Genomic DNA, 17,578 nt, shown 5'->3' on the forward strand with positions numbered 1-17,578 from the left:
ATTCGCTTCTCGTTAAATCGACCCGTTCACTGATCCACTATCATGCGTGTATTTCGTTATCTTGTTTTAGTGCTTGCTATGCTACTGTGGGGCGGTGGCCTGTCCACCACGCTGTCGCGGTGGTTGTATAGTGTGGGCGTTATTGTTGACGATTATCGATTTGGGGACTTATATCGCCTGTCGGCTCTTCCCCAGTTTAAAGTAGCCCAGCCTGTATGCCCCCCCTCGAATCGCTCCAGCGATACAGCCTCAACGCAGCTCTATCTGATTGGGGATAGTTTTTCAGAGCCTCAACGGCTGAGCCAGTCCGATTTTCGGGTGAGCCACTACCAGCGAGTAGGTTGGGATAATCAGCAACGTATCCAGCTCGACCCATCGAAGCGCAACCTCTTACTGATCGAATCGGTAGAGCGGCACGTTCGGGAGCATTTTGCCAAACACATTAGCGAGTTTGTCGTCATACAGGATACAACGAAGAACCCGACACCGAAACCCACGACATGGCAGCGGATTAGTACCGAACTTCATCGTACCGATGTAGAGGAGCGACTCGAATCAGCCTTGTTTAGCGGTAATTGGGCCTTTTGGTTTAAAGAGTTGAAGGCAACTCTCACGCTGGCCTGGTTCGACCGCGCCAATTCCAGCGTGAGCCTGTCCCAAAACCATCAACATATTTTTTTACACAGTGATACTGATTCTGCTAATGTTTTAAACTCTTCATTTTCGACATTGACCGATCAGGAGGTTAGTACCCTGGTAGACAGCATCAACGCCGTAGCCAAACAATACCAGCAATTGGGTTTCGCTGCCGTTTACCTATCGCTTATTCCCAATAAAGCGACTATTCTGGAGCGAGAGCGTAGCGACTATAATCACCTCATTGAGCGGATTCAGAACCACCCAAAGCTGGCTGTCCCTGCTATCAACACCTATAGTCGCTTTAAGGAAGCCCCCCAATCGCCTTACCTGAAAAGCGATACGCACTGGAACTGCGAAGGTCGGGCAATCTGGCTGGACCTGGTGCGATCGAGGTTACAGATTTGACCATCGGCTGGTGTATACGATCCGTTACAGCCCTGTCGACTTTTCCATTTGTTCGGGATAACGAGCCCCGATCACAGGAATCCGAGACGAAGCCTCTTCAATTTCCCGAAGCTCGTCGGCAGTAAGTTCAATGGCAGCAGCGCCGTTATTTTCCGTTAGCCGATGCAATTTCGTAGTGCCGGGTATTGGTACAATCCAGGGCTTTTGCGCCAATACCCAGGCTAAGGCTATCTGCGCAGGTGTAGCGTTGCGCCGAGTGGCAAAGGTACTTAGCAAATCGAGCAGTGCCTTGTTGGCTATGCGGGCCTCTTCTGTATATCGAGGCAATATATTCCGGATATCGCCTTCGGCAAATTGCGTGTTCTCATCAATTTTACCCGTCAGAAATCCCTTACCCAACGGGCTATAAGCCACCAGCCCTATGCCTAACTCATCAATAGTCGGAATAATTTCTTTTTCATGCTGACGAGTCCATAGTGAGTATTCGCTCTGAAGGGCCGTAACCGTTTGTATAGCATGGGCCCGACGAATGGTCTGTGCCCCTGCTTCCGACAGGCCAAAGTGTTTTACTTTTCCTTCGCGAATCAGATCTTGTACGGTACCGGCCACATCTTCAATTGGCACCTCAGGATCGACGCGGTGTTGGTAAAACAGATCAATCGCATCTACCCGAAGGCGCTTCATCGACGCTTCGGCAACCTGTCTGATGCGTTCGGGGCGGCTGTTCAACCCCTCCAGTCGGTTCCCAGCCTCATCGATATTAAACCCAAATTTAGTAGCAATGACTACCTGACCTTTGAAGGGTTCCAGCGCTTCACCAACCAACTCTTCATTCGTAAATGGGCCGTATACTTCAGCAGTATCAAAGAAATTGACTCCTTGTTCGACAGCCGCCCGGATTAGCCTGATCATATCGCCTTTATCGGCAGCCGGTCCATAGCCAAAGCTCATTCCCATACAGCCAAGTCCAATGGCCGATACGTCCAGATTTTTGCCAAGTGTGCGTTTTTGCATCGTCCTGCTCATCGTTCATTTATCTCATTTATTAAGCAAACAAACTTATATCCGCTCCGGCTCGAAAAACAACGAAATACAAATAAGGAATTACGAAAATCAAACCAACAAGGTTTATACCTCTATCTTTCCCACAGCCCAATCTCATTCTTGTTGCTTTGACGAGTATGCTTTCACCGCTTTAGATCTTCAGCCGACTATATCTTTGCATAGTTTATCCAATTCACCAACAATCAACAACTTTGGACGATCCTAAACGCATGGTACAACAGGGGTATGACCGTCTGGGCAGTTCCTACCGGATATACTTCGAAAAGACGGACTCGAAACGGTATCTGAGCTGGCTGGTCAATTTTATCCGGCGTCTTCCTGTAGGGGGTACCGTGTTGGAACTGGGTTGTGCCGATGGGATTCCAACGGCGAAATACCTTAGCCAATACACGGATTATCTGGGAATTGATGTTTCACCTGTGCAGATCGAGCTAGCCCATATTAACGTTCCTCAGGCTCGCTTTGAAGTTGCTGACATGTCGGCCCTCTCCTTTCCTGCCGAGTCGTTCACGGGTGTTGTTGCCTTATACTCTATCATCCATCTTCCGCTGGCTGAGCAGCCTGCTTTATTCCAGGCTATTTACCAATGGCTCAGACCGGGCGGTTACTTTTTGTGCATAGCAGGGGCTGGCGAGTGGACCGGCACCGAAGTGGACTGGATTGAACCGGGCACTCAGATGTACTGGAGCCACACCGATGCCGCAACTTATCAGACCTGGTTTACCGAAACGGGGTTTATTGTTGTAGAAAACATCTTTGTTCCTGAAGGGAATGGCGGTCACACCTATTTCTTACTGACAAAGTAGTAACAGATGTTAGCCTAACACACGGCCTACGCCTGTACCTATCAACAACATAACCCCAACACAACGCATTGAATATCCTAATCGACCAGATAAGGCAGGTAGGGTTCCAACTGATTCGTATCCCGAAAGGCAGATACGTGATTCAGTTGATTAGTAAAGGCATCATAGCGAAGTTCGACGTAAAAATCGCGTAGATTGTAGAGTAGAAAAATATTGTCGCCCTCGTAGCGGTTCGCCAGAATGTCACCAGCAAAATATAGCGTGTCGAGTTGCTGATCGGCGGGGAGTTTGGTAAAATCGGTGGGTTGCATAAACGAACGGGGTTGACAGGCGAAATAAGCAAAAGTCAGGCGGCTCACCAAATAGGGTTGGTAACTTTATATAATACAACTCAAACAATAAAGCGTACATATAAAATATACACCCACCTAAACAACCCTATTTCAGACAGTTCCATAAAACAACTAGAACACGTACTGTTACAATTTTTATGATCAGATCAGGGCGAATCATAAAAATCATAACAGTACGTGTTCTATCTATAGCATATCGATGCCTAACTGATTCTAATCAAGTTGCTTACTGCACCAAATCATGGGTTATCGATCTGAATCCAGCTTGTTTTGTCCTGACTAACAAGCTCTTTGCCCCATGAAAACCATTCTGGTGCCCACCGACCTAAGCCCGATCACAACCTATGCACTCGATGTAGCGGCCGAAATAGCCCGAACCTACACTTCCGAAATCATTTTACTCCATACCGTATTGTATGATATTCCGTCTTTGGGGGTAGCCGATTGCGTTACGGGCCTTTCTCTGGACATGGGGCCACTCTACGAAGAAGCCTGGAAAGACGCCGAAAAAGCCCTTCATGACTTGGCGCTTAATCCTGCCTATGCCGATGTGACCATTACACCTAAATTAGGCAGCAATTTAGAAGGCCTTATTAACGCAATTAATGAGCAACATGCCGATCTGATTGTACTGGCTTCCAAAGGAGCATCTGGCTTGCTGGAATGGATTGAGGGTTCTCATGCCGAGCTCATAACGCGCTTTGCCACCTGTCCCGTGCTGGTTGTTAAGGACCCAGTAGACTCATTTAATCCCCAGCAAATCGTGTTTGGCGTCGATCTTGACGACGAATTAAAAAAACCGCATCTATTCCCGTTTCGACTCGACGATCAGTTTTGCCGACAGTATGTTTATGTGCTCACCCCCACCGACAGTCGTCAGCCCGAGGGTATTCGGGAGTGGGTGGCCGACTTTACCGAAGCCAATGACATTGATCATTACAACCTAAAAATTGTCCACGACCATACCGTACCCGATGGCATTCTGAATTATGCCCAGTCCATTCGGGCCGACCTGATTGTGCTTTATACACATGGCCACACGGGCTTACGGCACTGGATCGAAGGAAGTGTGGCCGAAGATGTTTTAAATCACTCCCCTATCCCAGTCCTGATTATGCGAGCGTAGCCTGAATCAACCTAGCTTCACCTCTTTTCCTGACTTTGCTGCGGCATAGATCGCTTCAACAACCCGGATATCACGAAGCCCCTCTTCGCCCGGTACCAGCAGTGGCTTTTTTGCCATAATGGCGGCCGCATCGTCGTCCATTTGCATCGCCTGTTGCATGGGTACCTCGTAGGGATGTTCTATGCGACCGCCATGACTCCAAACGCCTTTCTGACCATTATACCCCGAATACGGCTCCATGTAAAGTGTTCCTTTCGACCCCGTTACATGCAGGTAATTCATGTTCATGCCATAGCTGGTTTGTAGGGCGGCCCGTGCTCCGCTCGGGAAAACGAGTTGAACCATGGAAGTTTCGTCCAGGCCATTCTTATAGACGTTTGGCCGGGTAGTATACTGTTGAGCTGTCACGGCAATCGGTTCTTCGCCCGTAGCCAGTCGTGCGCCCTGCACCACGTATACACCCATATCGTACATAACCCCACCGCCCATTTCTTTTTTCTGCTTCCAGTGGTCGGTACGCGCATCATAATAAGCCGCCGAGCAACTCACCATCAGCACATTACCAATCTTTCCACTTCGCAGCGCCTTCGTCCACTCCTGCGTGTTGGGTTCATGATGCAGTCGGTAACCTATGGCCAGCGAAACCTTATTCTTCGCACAGGCGTCGATCATATTCTGACACTCCTTTGCCGTTACAGCCATTGGCTTTTCGCACCATACGTGCTTACCCGCTTTGGCAGCCCGAATCACATACTCCTCATGCATCGACGGGGGCAATACCACATACACCACATCGATGTCGGGATTGTTGGCAATTTGATCGAAAGTCTGGTACGAATAAATATTCTTGTCCGGAATGTTGTACTGCTTTTTCCACTTTTCCGCCTTTTCGGGCGTACCCGTCACGATACCAGCCAGATAGCAGTTCTTTGTTTTTTGCAGCGCTGGCGCCAGCAGATCGGTGCTGTAATAGCCCAGACCGACCAGAGCCACGCCTAGCCGATCTTTAGCGGATCGGGTAGCCGCCCAGAGCGCATTCGGAGCAAGAGACGTTGCCAGGCCCGTAAGGCCCGCAGTATGAAGAAAGGTTCTGCGCGAAGTCATGGTTATTTCAAGGTTGCTGGTTGATGTTCCCGGATGGCTGGTATGCGTAATTCGCCTGGCAGCCATCAGGAAACCTGAAACTTTATCAGACAAACTCAAAAAGTTTTCTGTTCTAACTATGGAACCTCCTAATTTTGTCGCATGTCTAAAAAAGTCAATATCGGTTTGGTGCAGATGAGTTGCTCGGCAGATGTCGAAGCCAATATTCAGAAAGCCATCGACCACATACGGGAAGCCGCCCAAAAAGGGGCTCAGATCGTTTGTCTGCAGGAATTATTCACTTCGCTTTACTTCTGCGATGTTGAAGACCACCATAATTTCAGTCTGGCCGAAGCCATTCCCGGTCCAACGACCGAACGACTGGGTAAGGTTGCTGGTGAGCTGGGCGTGGTGATTATTGCCTCACTATTCGAAAAACGGGCGCAGGGACTCTATCACAACACAACGGCCGTACTGGATGCCGATGGCTCGTATCTGGGCAAGTACCGAAAGATGCACATCCCCGACGATCCGGGCTATTACGAAAAATTCTACTTCACACCCGGCGATCTGGGGTATAAAGTATTCGATACCAAATTTGCCCGCATTGGCGTATTGATTTGCTGGGATCAGTGGTATCCCGAAGCGGCCCGCATTACCTCGCTGATGGGGGCCGAGATTCTGTTCTACCCAACAGCCATCGGCTGGGATACAAACGAACCTGACCCAAAACAAAACGAGGAGCAATACAACGCCTGGCAGACCATACAACGCAGCCATGCCATTGCCAATGGCGTGCATGTGGTGTCGGTGAACCGGGTAGGCCGTGAAGCCGATCAGCAATTCTGGGGCGGTTCGTTCGTTGCCAATCCATTCGGTTCATTATTGTATCTGGCCCCCCATGATCAGGAACTGGTGCATGTGCAAACGGTCGATCTGGAATTGTCCGAAAAATACCGAACGACCTGGCCTTACTTCCGCGACCGACGTATCGATTCCTACCAACCCATCACAAAACGATACATTGATTGATGTATGAAGTATGATATAGGATGTATGATGTGAAAGTCAATTACATCATACATCCTATATCATACATCCTACTTCACACCTTCACTATGAGACTTGGCATTGAAATAGGCGGAACAAAACTCCAGTTGTTTACGAGTGACGCTTCGCAACAGATTACCCAGCGATTCCGTCTGGCGATTGACCCAGCGAAAGGGGCTGAAGGGATTCTGGCACAAATTGCCGCTACCATCGATCAGATCACCACACCGATTCAGTCGATTGGGGTTGGGTTTGGGGGGCCGGTCGATTGGAAAACGGGCCGAATTGCGACCTCCCATCAGATTGGCGGCTGGTCGGGCTTTGACCTGGGCAACTGGCTCCGTCAGCAACTACCCGGTGCGCAGGTACGAGTAGAAAATGACGCCAATGTGGCCGCTCTGGGTGAAGCCCTTCGCGGAGTAGCGACTGGGTTTCAGAACGTATTTTATGTAACCCTGGGTAGCGGTGTTGGGGGTGGTATGGTCGTTGATCGAAAGCTATATCATGGCGCACTACCCGGCGAAGCTGAAATCGGCCATTTGTGGCTCGTACCGCCCAGTGAATCGAGCGAAGGCCAGACCATTGAGCAAACCGTTTCGGGTTGGGCAGTCGATCAGCAGATTCGGGCATTGCTTCCGCAGCTACCCGACGATTCGTATTTGAAACAGGCTGTACAGCAAGCGCATGAGCAGGGAGCGACTGGCAAAGAAGCCCGTTTTTTACATCCCGCTTACGAAGCCAGCGACCCGGTAGCCCGGATGCTGATCGAACAGATAGGCTCGGTACTGGCGCTTGGTTTGTCGCATGTGATCCATCTGTTTCATCCCGACGCTATCGTGCTGGGTGGCGGTCTTTCGCTCATTGGCGAACCCTTACGGGCGGCTGTTCGGCAGGCCCTACCCCGCTTTGTGATGAACGCCTTCCAGCCTGCCCCTATCGTTTTACTCGCTAAACTTGGCGAAGATGCCGTACCTATCGGAGCTTTAGAGTTAATGATGAATGCGGACGCAACAAACTAATTCACCATTCATCATTCGATATTTATCATTCATTCCCCTTTTCCATGAATCAGACGTATTTTAAAAATTACCTTGACCAGCAGAAAAAAGCTTACGACGCCATCCCTATCGACCGGGTCGAGCACTTTATTAATCTAATCAAACAATGCTGGGAAGACGACCGTCAGTTATTTGCGTTCGGCAATGGAGGTAGTGCTTCCAATGTATCGCACTTTATCACGGATCTCGGCAAAAGTGCTTCCGACCGGATGGGTAAACGGTTCCGGTGCATGTCGCTCAATGAGAGCATTTCCTGGATTACAGCCCTCGGCAACGATTATGCCTATGAGGACGTGTATATGCGACAACTGGAGAACTACGCCCGTCCCGGCGATCTGGTACTTACCTTAAGCGTTAGTGGGAATTCGCCCAATGTCGTCAAAGCGGTTGAATGGGCCAATGCGAATGGGTTGACCACAATGGCCCTGGTGGGCGGTAAAGGGGGCAAACTAGCCGACCTAGCGCATGAATCCATTACGGTTCAGGATAGTCACTATGGCCGGGTGGAAGATGCCCAGATGACCATTTGCCACATGCTTTGTTATGGATTTATTGACAGTTAATCCGAACGCTTAAAACGCTTCAGAAATGTTTACGTAGAAGCCGTGGGTATGATTGCCCACGGCGGCATCGAACCGGACGTTGACGTGCTCTTTTCGGCTAATCATAAAGCGTAAACCGGCTCCTCCTGTCGGTTTTAAGTCACGAATGGCAAATTCACTGGGTTTATGCGCCACATCGCCAACGGAGGCAAAAATAACCCCACCGAATCGGCCAACGAGACGCTGGCGTAACTCTGCCTGAAAAATGACGGCATTGTTATCGCGATAACGACCATTGTAATACCCCCGCAACAAGGACGACCCGCCCAAAGTAGCCGCCTGCTTAAAGGGCACTTCGCCTACATTCAGGTTCAAATAAAACTGCCCCGCCAGTACCGTTTTGGGCGACAGCGAATGGTAATGCCGGATATCGAACAGGTAGTTGGTAAAATCAAACTCGGTGCCCATCCATTTTTCGTAATCCATAAACGAGACATCGGCATACCAGCCCCGAACGGGCGAGTAGATATTGTCGCGGGTATCGACAATACTAGCCACCCCCACGCCATTCACAACACTACCAAGTCCGCCAACGAGTGTCTGGGCAGGCACTTGCCGATCCGATGACCGACTGACATCGAATGTTTTGAAATACTGCTGCTGAACACCTACAAACCAGCCGGGTTTTATTTTCCGCAGGAATCGGTTGTAGGCCCGCAAACTTTTATAGGAAATCAACTCCTCCTGGCTATCGGTCGTTCCCGGCCCAATGCCGTAATACAGCTCCGGAAAGTCGGCATACAGAAAAAAACCCCGAATCAGGTATTTTTCATGGCTTGTGAAAATGGTATAGGTCGGCTCAACAACGGTCTGCGCGTTTTGGGTGTGAATCACCGCAAAATCCAGATTTGAGGTACGGGCTGTGCTATCGGTTCGAAACAGGAAAACGCCCAACGCCCCATAGGCCACGTGGGTTTCGGGTGTGTAAAACACAACAGGGAGTGGGATAAAATGAAACCGGTGGTTCTCTTTGGTTGTATCAGCTACCATTGGGGATTGATTCAAACCAGGAGCCCGCGTCCCTGAACGGCCAGGATGGGCAAGTATCAAAAACAACAGGCTCATCCCGTAAAAATAGGTACGCATCGACAAGCAAACTTCCAGGGTTATCAACTAAACACGGCCAACTATCTTCCAGGAGTCATTTTTCATACGATTCCCGGATATACAGTCTGCTTATACGAAAAATACAATTAAATACCGTTAGCCCGATACCCTTAATCGGATTTTAACTTATTCCGTCCAATGCTGGTTTATGCTTTCAGCATCCGTAATCGTCTTCTTATTCGTACCTTTGCGGCCATTTTATAGTACCTATGTCCATTGTCACACCAAATCCCGTTGGCGATATAGCCTGGTCAGTTGCCTGGCAGTCGTCCGTATTTCGCCGGAAATTTGCGATTGGCGTTGTAAGCCTGCTTGCTTTATTAGCCACATTTCCCTACTTCTTTGCTACGATTGAAAAACATAGCGGCCCTGTTCTGAACGACTGGTTGCTGAGCCGAATTCCGCCGGTCGATGTTTCGCTCATCATTTTTCTGGTGATCTGGGCCACGGCTCTACTCCTGCTGATTCGGGTCCGACGCAGCCCAGCCCTATTCATGATGTTTGTATACAGTTATGTCATCGTCAGCTTATCCCGTATGGTCAGCATCAATGTCATGCCCCTGAATCCGCCCATTGGCCTGATTCCGATGGTAGACCCGATCACCAACGCCTTTTATGGGAAAGTATACATCACCAAAGACCTGTTCTACTCTGGCCACACCTCGACCATTTTTCTGATGTTTCTCTGCTTCCGTCGGCGTGGAGACCGGATTATGGCTTTGGTCGGCTCGTTGATCGTGGGGGCTTTATTGCTCGTACAACATGTCCATTACACCATTGATGTGTTGTGCGCTTTTGCGTTTACTTATCCACTGTATCGGCTGGGAAAATGGCTGGCCCTAAGTGGCTGGAACACTAAAACTGACTCAGTGGCGAACACCGGGGACTGATCGTTCAAATTTTGCAAATCGCTGTTTCAGGTCATTCAGCAACGATTTTTTCAATCTCTCTTCCTCAATAAAACTGTAGTCGATGCTATTGAAAACGTATTGTTTTATATCCTGATACGAGATTTGTTTGTAGCGTTTGGCCAAAAGCACATATTGCTCCGTCAGGTTGGTCCGCAATACTCCGGCATCGTCCGACGAAATAACAATCGGTACATTAAACGCCTGATACAGACTGATCGGATGCTTATCGTCTTTTATTTTCAGAATAAATTCATTGCTGAATAAATTAATTTCGACGGCTATTTTTTTGCGGCTCATGTACCGTAACAGATCATAGCAATCGGTTTCGTAGGGCATATCGACGCCATGGCCGATCCGATTGGCACCCGCCAGATAAATGGCCGAATTGATATGCCAGCTCAGGTCTTCGGGCTTAACCATACCCAGGGCTAGTTCGCCCGCGTGCAAGGTATATTTGACGGAGGGATATTTGGCATGGCAATACCTGAACATGAGCATGTGTAGCCAGTAGTCGCTCATCGCTATTTCGTTATCTTCGGGAGCCGCGATGTTGACACCAACCACCAGCGGGCTGCTGGCGGCTGCTTCAAACGCAACGATCATAGCTTTAAATAATTCGACCGGCTCTACCGTACGGACTACATAACTCTGGTAGCGCATAGTAAACTGGTCGTCGTCAATTTTCAGGCTGGTATGCAGGCGATTAAGCGTTTCATTGAGAAACGTATTGGCACATTCCCGTACATTTTTTGCCTGTATGGCCGTATATAGCGAATCCAGCAAAACCAGACAAGCGGCCGTATCTTTTTTCGCCTGCCCATCTCTCAGTTTCCTGGCAAAATCCGTTAAGTCAGTTAGGTCCTTGGGACAAGGCGCATTGACAAACAAGGTCTCTATATAACTGACATTTTCTTTTTTAGCGCGGTTTTTAATTTCCAGTAATCCTTTGTCGATTTCTGCCCGACTGGCAACGCCAAAACCTGCGAATGTCTCAAAAAATAATTTATCGGATGGGTAATCGACGTGGTTATAATCTTTGACCGACCACTTTTGAAAAAGTTTCTGTCTGTACTCCGCAAAAGTCCCCTCCTGTTTCAATGTACTGAAGTCAGCCCAATCGTCGCCCGGTGGTTTTTTCTCCGACACTTTCAGGGTTTTGCGATCGATGAAATAATTGTTGCTGACCACATAATCGATGTATGTTTCGGTATAAATAGAGCCACTGTAATGGTGATGCAAATCACCACCTTTCGGCATCTGGGCGAAAAAAGCGGTCAGCAGCGCATCGTTGTTTCGAATTTTCTCAAAATAATCACTTACCGTTTGCCCAAACGTGGAGAGAGAGATAAAAAAGGCAACGCCCAAAATGCGTAATCGTGCGATCATTGATCGATAGTTTCTGTAGGAGATTATCTTTTCGCAACGCGGACCTTTCGCGTCAAGGAAAGATCAAGGAAATAATACGGTCAGTGTTCCGACCAGTAATGCTAAACCGAAAATGATAAGCAGCCCGATCAGTATCGTTCTTAATAAACTACCGGGTCGCTCAGGATTTGACTTTGCCATGCTAGTAAAAATATCAATTGATAGACATGAACCGTGTAACCCCTACTATGTCATGTACTTATAAAATCCAGCATTTTTTTTGATCGCTCAGGCTAAAAAGTTAACGGTTGATAATAGGCCATTATCAACGACTTAATACGATTCATTTGACTCGTAGAAAAGTCATTTCGATAAATTTGCTCAAATACAGCCGCTTTGACTTCGCCGACTGACCAGTCAGGATGTTGCTTTCCAATCCGTTGTTCAACAACACGCTGCCCAATATCAGCCATTTCAAATCCCATTTTGAAGCGTTCACTATCCGATTTTTTCATAATATAATCGGAGTAGATACGTCTTATATACTCAGGTGTATCATTCATTCGCTAAAAAGTCGAAAATCATTTAATTGCAATGTTCCGATCCAACTAATTATGTATGTTTTATCTAAGGCCGGGCAATCATGCAATATATTTTTTATATCGTCAATCTGCTGCTGACTGTATAACTGTTGAATCCATAACAATTTAGCGACAATTAAATCTTCAGGAGAAATAACCCAGCAATCAATTGTGTCAAGAATTTCTTTTCGCTGTCGTCTTTCAAACTCAGTTTTTTGAAATTCATCGTTTTTCCGGATGATAAAATCAACCTTCATACCTGACTTCCAATCAATGATATTGAACATGCCTCGTCGCTGAACTTCAGCTTCTGCACTTTCATAATGAAAATAACATTCCCGATGTGAAAATATATCAGCAAAAGCGAGAAAGTTATCAGAACGAAGTTCAATCACTATATCAATATCGCGCGTATATCTGGGGATTGAATAAGCATTTAAGGCAACACTCCCGGACAGCATGTAGTCAATTCCACGCTCTTCCAGTGCCGTACTAATAAATTTCAACAACTCTTCCATACACCGTCTACAACGGAATATTTCCGTGTTTTTTCTTCGGCATACTAGCCACTTTGTTTTCCAGCATCTGAAAGGCCCGGATTAGTTTCTGGCGGGTTTGGTCGGGCATGATTACTTCGTCGATATAGCCCCGGTTAGCCGCCCGGTACGGATTGGCAAACTTCTCGGTATACTCCTGTACCTTCTCCTGCAACTTGGCCTGTGGATCTTCGGCTTCGGCGATTTCTCGCTTAAAAATAATCTCGGCTGCTCCACTAGCCCCCATCACGGCAATTTCGGCCGATGGCCAGGCGTAGTTCAGGTCAGCACCGATGTGTTTGGAGTTCATTACATCATACGCCCCTCCGTAGGCCTTGCGGGTAATAACCGTTACGCGGGGTACCGTAGCTTCACAGAACGCAAAGAGCAGCTTGGCGCCATTGGTAATGATCCCGTTCCACTCCTGATCGGTGCCGGGCAGGAAACCCGGAACGTCTTCGAGAACCAACAGAGGAATGTTGAAGCAGTCGCAGAAACGCACAAACCGGGCGGCTTTGGTACTGGCGTGAATGTCCAGTACGCCAGCCAGTACAGCCGGCTGATTACCAACAACCCCAATACTTCGACCTGCAATCCGGGCAAAGCCGACGACGATATTCTCCGCGAAATTTTTGTGCACTTCAAAAAAACTACCTGCGTCGACCAGTTCCTCAATTACCTCCCGCATATCGTAGGGCTGGTTCGGATTGTCGGGAATGATGGCATTCAAACCAGCGCGAGTTTCGTCGATAGCTTCGTAGGCAAGCATGGGAGGCTCATCTTCGCAATTTTGTGGAATATAGCTCAGCAACTGCTTGATATTCTGAATACAAGCCAGTTCGTTTTCACAGGCAAAGTGCGTCACGCCCGATTTGGTACTGTGGGTACTGGCCCCTCCCAACTCTTCGGCCGTAACAGTTTCGTGCGTAACGGTTTTTACTACATTCGGGCCGGTCACAAACATATAGCTCGTGTTTTCGACCATAAAAATAAAATCCGTAATGGCTGGACTATAGACAGCTCCGCCTGCACAAGGGCCCATAATGGCCGACAACTGCGGAATCACCCCCGAGGCTTTGGTATTGCGGTAAAAAATATCGGCATACCCCGCCAGCGATAAGACTCCCTCCTGGATTCGGGCTCCCCCGGAATCATTCAGGCCAATAACAGGGGCACCATTCTGCATAGCCAGGTCCATAATCTTACAGATCTTTTCGGCATGGGTTTCTGACAAAGCCCCGCCAAAAACCGTAAAATCCTGCGCAAACACATACACCAGTCGACCATTGACCGTACCATAACCCGTTACGACGCCATCGCCCAGGTAGTGTTCTTTGTCCAGACCAAAGTCGCGGGTGCGGTGCATAACGAACTTGCCAATCTCTTCGAATGACCCTTCATCGACCAGCAGCGCGATACGTTCACGGGCGGTAAGTTTGCCTTTTTTATGCTGAGCGTCAATTCGCTTTTGGCCACCGCCCTGTTCTGCTTCCACATTTTTCTGCGCTAGAACGTCGACGTTGGATGGCCTGGTAATTGGGGAGAGGTTAGACTCAGAAGGGGTTTCGGTTTGCATAAAGTTGGTAGTCTCGACATCAAGGACGAGCAAAGTTAATTTTTCTTACGAATTACAACGGTTCAAATTGTTTTTGTATCCTTACTCCATTCTAAACCTATACACCATGCATCGACTTTTCTCTGCCCTTTTGTTAACGATGGGTTGTTTTCTGCTGGATGGCTGTGATCGCTATTACGCTCCCCCTCCCCCATCCAAAGGCGACACGTACCGTCCCGTGTATGCAGCCTATTCCGACATCCGAACCATTCAGAATTTAAGCCCTCAACCTCTCAAAAATGTGGGCAAAATTTATGTAAAAGATAATTATTTATACATCAATGAAGAGGGCAACGGGATTCACATTTTCGACAATCGGAATCCCGAAAAGCCTGTTCAGGTCGCGTTTATTGGCATTTTGGGCAATCAGGAGCTAGCGATCAAAGACAGCATTCTCTACGCCGATAATGTAACCGATCTGGTAGCGCTCAACATCGCCAATCCACTCAACGTGCGGCTGGTGAAGCGGATAGAAAACGCCTTCGATTATCCGGCCTATCCACTGGCAACCAACGTACGCTTTGAATGTGCTGACCCCGCCAGAGGGGCTGTTATCCACTGGGAAAAAGCCGACGTCGAAAATCCGCAATGCTATCGGTAGCCCCTTTTCTATTAACTCTTAGGCTTCATGATCAGCCTAAACAACCTCACCTCATGAAAATCCACCTTCTTTTAGTTTCTCTGATTGGCGTATTAACGGCCTGTGCCAACAGCGACTCGGTATCTCCCGGAACCGGCATTGGCGGTTCGACAGCCCGATTTACCATTAGTGGCAATACACTCTACATGGTCAGTAATACGGCTTTGCAAACCTATGATATTACAGAAAGCAGCAACCCCAAAAAAGGGGCAAAAACGTCGCTGGGTTTTGGGGTCGAAACCATTTTCCCCTACCGAAACAACCTATTTATCGGCACGCAGACGGGAATGTATATCTACGACATCAGTCAACCAAACAGCCCAAAACAGGTAAGTCTTTATTCCCACATTCTTAGCTGCGACCCCGTAGTGGCGCAAGGCAATTACGCCTACGTGACCCTACGCACCGGAACAAACTGCCGTAATCAATCCGTAACAGCAAACAGCCTGGATGTGATCGACATCAGCAATGTGAGTAATCCGAAACTGCTGAAAAGTTATCAAATGACCAATCCGCGTGGCCTCGGCGCCGATAGTTCGTTGCTTTTTGTGGGCGAAGGTGATTATGGCCTACGGGTAATGGACATCAGCAACCCCCTCGACGTGAAAGAGCTGGAATACTTTTACAACACCAAGACCTACGATGTCATCCCTACCCGAAAGCGGCTGATTGTGACGGGGCCAACCGGCATTTATCAATACAGTTACGCTGATTTCAGCCAATTAAAACTCCTCAGCCAAATCCCGGTTCAGCCATGAAACTTGTCTACAAAATCGGGTTAGCGAGTCTGTTATCAGGAATTTGTTTCGGAACACAGGCCCAGTCGATTAATACCGAACCTATTTTTGCGCCCCTATCCAGAGCCTCTCCCAAATGGGTGGTCAAGTTTGCTCCGTTCAGTCTGATCGACTTTAGCAATACCGTACAGTTTGCCGTAGAACGAGTAGTGGGGCAACAACAGACTATACAGGCCGAATTCGGCTATGGTTGGGCAGGCATGAATCTGTGGCGGTATTCGAAAAATTCGCGTTACGATCATTATGAAACCTGGCGTGCTCGGGCCGAATGGCGGTTTTACTGGCGTCGATTTCAACCACCCTTTGGTGCATATACGGCGCTGGAAGGGCTGTACAAACAGGAAAATGCGTTCGAAACCGGAACGATAGGCGTTGCACCCGACGGAGGTATGCCGCAATATTACCGCTTGTATTCGCTACCCATCTCGAAGCAGGTATGGGCCATGACACTCAAGTTTGGGCGACAGTTTTCATTCTCGTCCAACAATCGGCTGATCGGCGATTTCTATGGTGGAATCGGATTTCGAACGCGCGATATCCATCAGTCGAACCGTCCCGATGGTTATGTTTATTACGCATCCAAAGGTTTTCTGGTCGACCCATTTAGCCCCAATCCGCCTGTTTCTCTGAATATCTCCTATGGTTTCAAGATCGGCTATGCGTTTTAAGTTTTGGCGGCCTAACCTATCGTTTACTTTCATGATGGCCGAAATTGGCGTTTCTTTGTAGCAAACTGCGACTAACTCCGCTTGAAAAACCGATTTATTCTTTTACTGCTTATTGGGCTGTTACCTGTTGGGGTAGTTGCTCAACCCATCGGTGGACAGCGTGTCTTTTCATTTCTCGATTTACCCACTCACGCGCGTGTAGCGGCCCTTGGTGGCCAGGTAGCCACGGCCGTTCGTCCCGACGGGGCTTATCATTTGAATAATCCGGCCCTGGCCGATTCCCTACCCGACAATCAACTGTCTATCAGTCTGATGCCTTATCTGGCAGCGGCCAAGTATTATACGCTTCAGTATGGGCTTCCCATTCAGTCGCAGGGAAAATGGGCGATTGGGTTGCAATACCTCAGCTATGGGCAGTTTACCCTCACCGATCCGGTTGGCAATACACTGGGCACCTTTACCGCCAACGACTATGCACTGAGCCTCACCCACGCCCGAACCGAAGGCAATTTTACGTTTGGGGCCACGGTAAAAGCTGTTGGCTCAAGCATCGAAATGTATTCCGCCTTTGGTGTGCTGGCCGATTTGGGGGCCATTTGGCGACACCCGAAAAAAGACCTCACCTTCGGGCTGGTTGCTAAAAACGTCGGATATCTTATCAAGAACTACGGTACGCTCAACGCCGATCTGCCCTTCGATTTGCAGGCGGGCGTAACCCTGAAACCCGAACACGCTCCTATCCGGCTCACACTAACCGCGCACCATCTACAACGCTTCGACATTACCTACAACGACCCAAATCTGAATGTTCGGTACGACCTCAGCGGGAATCCGATTCCGCAAACGACCAGCGTATCTGAAAAACTAGCCCGGCATCTGAGCGTTGGTGCCGAACTACTGGTTCATCGGAATGTACACCTGTTGGTTGGCTATAATCATCAAAAACAGCAGGAAGGCAAACTGACAACGGGTGGAGCAGGTGTAGGCTTTTCATACGGTATTTCAGTACAGGCCAAAAGCTTCCAGCTTACCTACGGGCATTTTTCGTCTGTGCCCACGGCAGGCACCAGCCAACTATCCCTCCGCATCGATCTATCCCGATTGACGAAGTAAACGAGGACAACAACCTATTGACGATTAGAACACTGGTAGCTTTATCCCTTAAAATCCT

Annotated in this window: 19 protein-coding genes; 11 read left to right on the forward strand and 8 right to left on the reverse strand. The window is 48.6% G+C overall.

The genetic code is table 11. The annotated features are described in order from the left end of the window. Positions 1–42 precede the first annotated feature (42 nt). Positions 43–1,044, forward strand: a complete 1,002-nt coding sequence (locus B153_RS0131175) for a hypothetical protein (protein ID WP_020600677.1) — start codon at positions 43–45, stop codon at positions 1,042–1,044. A gap of 24 nt (positions 1,045–1,068) precedes the next feature. On the opposite strand, the gene B153_RS0131180 is transcribed toward B153_RS0131175, so the two are convergent. Then, the gene (locus B153_RS0131180; RefSeq protein ID WP_020600678.1) at positions 1,069–2,058 is read right to left on the reverse strand and encodes an aldo/keto reductase; all 990 of its coding nucleotides are present in this window, start codon (positions 2,056–2,058) and stop codon (positions 1,069–1,071) included. Between the two features lie 242 nt (positions 2,059–2,300). Between B153_RS0131180 and B153_RS0131185 the strand changes: the two genes are divergently transcribed. Further along, positions 2,301–2,915, forward strand: a complete 615-nt coding sequence (locus B153_RS0131185; protein WP_026262591.1) for a class I SAM-dependent methyltransferase — start codon at positions 2,301–2,303, stop codon at positions 2,913–2,915. Between the two features lie 77 nt (positions 2,916–2,992). Here B153_RS0131185 and B153_RS0131190 read toward each other — a convergent pair whose 3' ends face one another. Further along, complete coding sequence (locus B153_RS0131190; RefSeq protein WP_020600680.1) at positions 2,993–3,226, reverse strand: hypothetical protein; 234 nt, start codon at positions 3,224–3,226, stop codon at positions 2,993–2,995. A 340-nt stretch (positions 3,227–3,566) separates the two neighbouring features. On the opposite strand from B153_RS0131190, the gene B153_RS0131195 reads away from it, so the two are divergent. Further along, positions 3,567–4,394, forward strand: a complete 828-nt coding sequence (locus B153_RS0131195) for a universal stress protein (protein WP_020600681.1) — start codon at positions 3,567–3,569, stop codon at positions 4,392–4,394. Between the two features lie 6 nt (positions 4,395–4,400). Here B153_RS0131195 and B153_RS0131200 read toward each other — a convergent pair whose 3' ends face one another. Next, positions 4,401–5,498 (reverse strand): Gfo/Idh/MocA family protein, encoded by a 1,098-nt coding sequence (locus B153_RS0131200; protein WP_020600682.1) that lies wholly within the window; start codon positions 5,496–5,498, stop codon positions 4,401–4,403. Positions 5,499–5,639: 141 nt separating this feature from the next. Between B153_RS0131200 and B153_RS0131205 the strand changes: the two genes are divergently transcribed. The 3 genes from B153_RS0131205 (at position 5,640) to B153_RS0131215 (ending at position 8,148) form a co-directional block, all read left to right on the forward strand. After that, positions 5,640–6,509, forward strand: coding sequence for a carbon-nitrogen hydrolase (locus tag B153_RS0131205; protein WP_020600683.1), 870 nt, complete (start codon positions 5,640–5,642; stop codon positions 6,507–6,509). A gap of 86 nt (positions 6,510–6,595) precedes the next feature. Continuing rightward, a complete protein-coding gene (locus tag B153_RS0131210) occupies positions 6,596–7,546 on the forward strand; it encodes an ROK family protein (RefSeq protein WP_020600684.1) in 951 nt (316 codons plus the stop codon). 44 nt (positions 7,547–7,590) lie between these two features. After that, complete coding sequence (locus B153_RS0131215; RefSeq protein ID WP_020600685.1) at positions 7,591–8,148, forward strand: D-sedoheptulose-7-phosphate isomerase; 558 nt, start codon at positions 7,591–7,593, stop codon at positions 8,146–8,148. A gap of 9 nt (positions 8,149–8,157) precedes the next feature. Here B153_RS0131215 and B153_RS36250 read toward each other — a convergent pair whose 3' ends face one another. Then, positions 8,158–9,273 (reverse strand): BamA/TamA family outer membrane protein, encoded by a 1,116-nt coding sequence (locus B153_RS36250; protein ID WP_051097385.1) that lies wholly within the window; start codon positions 9,271–9,273, stop codon positions 8,158–8,160. Between the two features lie 230 nt (positions 9,274–9,503). On the opposite strand from B153_RS36250, the gene B153_RS0131230 reads away from it, so the two are divergent. Beyond that, complete coding sequence (locus B153_RS0131230) at positions 9,504–10,184, forward strand: phosphatase PAP2-related protein (RefSeq protein WP_020600688.1); 681 nt, start codon at positions 9,504–9,506, stop codon at positions 10,182–10,184. Here B153_RS0131230 and B153_RS0131235 read toward each other — a convergent pair. The 4 genes from B153_RS0131235 to B153_RS0131250 all read right to left on the reverse strand — a co-directional run bounded on the left by B153_RS0131235 (position 10,161) and on the right by B153_RS0131250 (position 14,263). Continuing rightward, complete coding sequence (locus B153_RS0131235; RefSeq protein ID WP_020600689.1) at positions 10,161–11,591, reverse strand: amidohydrolase family protein; 1,431 nt, start codon at positions 11,589–11,591, stop codon at positions 10,161–10,163. The two genes, B153_RS0131230 and B153_RS0131235, sit on opposite strands and share 24 nt — an antisense overlap. A gap of 272 nt (positions 11,592–11,863) precedes the next feature. Beyond that, positions 11,864–12,133 carry a hypothetical protein gene (locus B153_RS0131240; protein WP_020600690.1) on the reverse strand — a complete coding sequence of 90 codons (270 nt, stop codon included), beginning with the start codon at positions 12,131–12,133 and terminating at the stop codon, positions 11,864–11,866. Beyond that, entirely contained in the window at positions 12,130–12,669 is a 540-nt protein-coding gene (locus B153_RS0131245) for a hypothetical protein (RefSeq protein WP_020600691.1), read from the reverse strand. Before B153_RS0131245 ends, B153_RS0131240 begins: the two co-directional genes overlap by 4 nt. A 7-nt stretch (positions 12,670–12,676) precedes the next feature. After that, positions 12,677–14,263 carry an acyl-CoA carboxylase subunit beta gene (locus B153_RS0131250; RefSeq protein WP_026262592.1) on the reverse strand — a complete coding sequence of 529 codons (1,587 nt, stop codon included), beginning with the start codon at positions 14,261–14,263 and terminating at the stop codon, positions 12,677–12,679. A 106-nt stretch (positions 14,264–14,369) separates the two neighbouring features. Between B153_RS0131250 and B153_RS0131255 the strand changes: the two genes are divergently transcribed. The 4 genes from B153_RS0131255 (at position 14,370) to porQ (ending at position 17,520) form a co-directional block, all read left to right on the forward strand. Next, the gene (locus B153_RS0131255) at positions 14,370–14,903 is read left to right on the forward strand and encodes an LVIVD repeat-containing protein (protein ID WP_020600693.1); all 534 of its coding nucleotides are present in this window, start codon (positions 14,370–14,372) and stop codon (positions 14,901–14,903) included. 53 nt (positions 14,904–14,956) lie between these two features. After that, positions 14,957–15,700: an LVIVD repeat-containing protein gene (locus B153_RS0131260; protein ID WP_020600694.1), complete on the forward strand. Its 744-nt coding sequence runs from the start codon at positions 14,957–14,959 to the stop codon at positions 15,698–15,700. Next, positions 15,697–16,407: a hypothetical protein gene (locus B153_RS0131265; protein WP_020600695.1), complete on the forward strand. Its 711-nt coding sequence runs from the start codon at positions 15,697–15,699 to the stop codon at positions 16,405–16,407. Before B153_RS0131260 ends, B153_RS0131265 begins: the two co-directional genes overlap by 4 nt. Positions 16,408–16,488: 81 nt before the next feature. Further along, a complete protein-coding gene (gene porQ / locus B153_RS0131270) occupies positions 16,489–17,520 on the forward strand; it encodes a type IX secretion system protein PorQ (protein WP_020600696.1) in 1,032 nt (343 codons plus the stop codon). Positions 17,521–17,578: the final 58 nt, after the last annotated feature.

The organism is Spirosoma panaciterrae DSM 21099, from assembly GCF_000374025.1.
GTDB lineage: Bacteria > Bacteroidota > Bacteroidia > Cytophagales > Spirosomataceae > Spirosoma > Spirosoma panaciterrae.